The 1,791-nt window shown below is 66.1% G+C and carries 1 protein-coding gene and 1 pseudogene; both read right to left on the bottom strand.

The features are described from left to right. Positions 1–260: 260 nt before the first annotated feature. A pseudogene (gene istB, locus AC0L3A_RS40560) lies at positions 261–993 on the bottom strand (IS21-like element helper ATPase IstB). A gap of 11 nt (positions 994–1,004) precedes the next feature. After that, the coding region (locus tag AC0L3A_RS40565; protein ID WP_473256561.1) for a Mu transposase domain-containing protein at positions 1,005–1,791 on the bottom strand (787 nt) is incomplete at its 5' end.

A 1,791-nucleotide genomic window follows, 5' to 3' on the forward strand; every position in this document is an offset into this window, starting at 1 on the left:
TGCGGATTCCGACGAAGTCGCCCAGGCGTACCGATATGAAGTCGCCCGTGGATTCCGAGACGATGTCGCCCACCTTTCCGATTTGATCTCGCCCAGCGGCGAGGCGTTCTGGCCGGCTGGTTCTCTGGCATCGGTCAAGCCGCGTGGTCAATCTGGAATCGCGACTTCAACCTGTTTTTCTTCTTCTGCGGTTGCTGTGGGCATGTGGGCGACGCGATTGCGTTGTCCAAGCGCAGCGGCATGTCCACAGCGCCACGGGCTCAAGTCCTTCGGGCGGATTGCCGGGTTCGGCGCAGGCTCTCACCGGTGAGGTCGAGCCGATGGGCATTGTGGACGAGGCGATCGAGCACGGCGTCGGCATAGGTGGGATCTCCAATGAGCAGATGCCACTGGTCCAAGGGGAGCTGGCTGGTGACGATGGTGGAGCGATGACCGTAGCGATCTTCGAGGATTTCCAGGAGGTCGTGACGGGCACCGGCGTCGAGCGGCTCGAGTCCCCAATCATCGAGGATTAGCAGATCGACACGGCCAAGGCCGCGCAACAGGCGTGGATGGCGGCCGTCGCCGCGGGCGAGCGCCAGATCGTCGAACAGTCGCGGGACGCGCTGATAGAGCACGGAGCGATTGTCGCGACAGGCCTTGTGGCCGAGCGCCGAGGCGAGCCAACTCTTGCCAACGCCGGCCGGGCCGCAGATCAGGAGATTGACGTGGTCGTCGATCCAGCGGCCCTCGACAAGCTTAGCGAACAGCGAGCGGTCGAGACCGCGCGGGGTGCGGTAGTCGATGTCCTCGACGCACGCCTGCTGGCGCAGCTTGGCGTAACGCAGGCGAGTGGCGAGCCGTTTGTCATGCCGCAGCGAGGCTTCACGTTCGAGCAGCAGCGCAAGCCATTCGGTGTGACCGAGGCTTGCGGCCTCACCGGTGGCTTCGGGCCTTGGCCATGCCGTGGAGGCCGAGGGCGTTGAGGCGGTCGAGGGTCGGATGGGTGAGCAAGGGATGATCTCCTAATTGTAGTAGCGCGGTCCGCGGATGTTGGCATGCAGGATCGGCGCATCGTCCGCGGAACGCTGGTGAGCAGAACGCCGATCGAGATTGTTGGCGAGGATCGACTTGACCGAGCCATAGGTGCGCGCGCCGATGTCGATTGCCCGCGCAGCCGCGGCGTCCAGCCGTTCGCGCCCATAGGAGGCGGCGAGCCTGAGGATGCCGAGGCAGGCGCGGAAGCCTTGCTCGGGGTGCGAGCGCTCGTCGAGAATGAGGTCGCACAACGCGCTGGTCGCCGGCCCGATCGCGGCGGCGTCCTGGCGGATACGCGCGATGGTCCAGCCGGCGTAGCGCCGATGGCTGGAGGCCATGTGCTCCGGCACGGTGGTGTGTTTGTGATTGCCGCTCATGCGCTGATGCGCGGCGATCCGCTCGCCCTTGTGGAAGATCTCGACGGTACGGGCCGTGAACCGCACCTCGACCTCGGCGCGGGCGAAGCGATGCGGAACGCTGTAGTAATGCTTCTCCACCTCGACGTGGCAATCGAGACTGACGCGGCGGATCCGCCACTCGGCGAGGACATAGGGGGACGCCGGCAATGGCTTGAGCGCCGGCCGGTCGACCTCCTCGAGCAACCGGCGGCGTGTCACGCCGAGCCGCCGGATCGGCCGTTCCTCATTCAGCCTCGTGAGCAGTTCGCCGATCGCCGCATTGACCTCGGCCAGGCTGTAGAAGGTGCGATGGCGCAGGCGGCCGAGCAGCCAGCGCTCGACGATGAGGACGGCCTGCTCGACCTTGGCCTTGTCG

Source organism: Bradyrhizobium sp. MI1.3 (genome assembly GCF_055811695.1).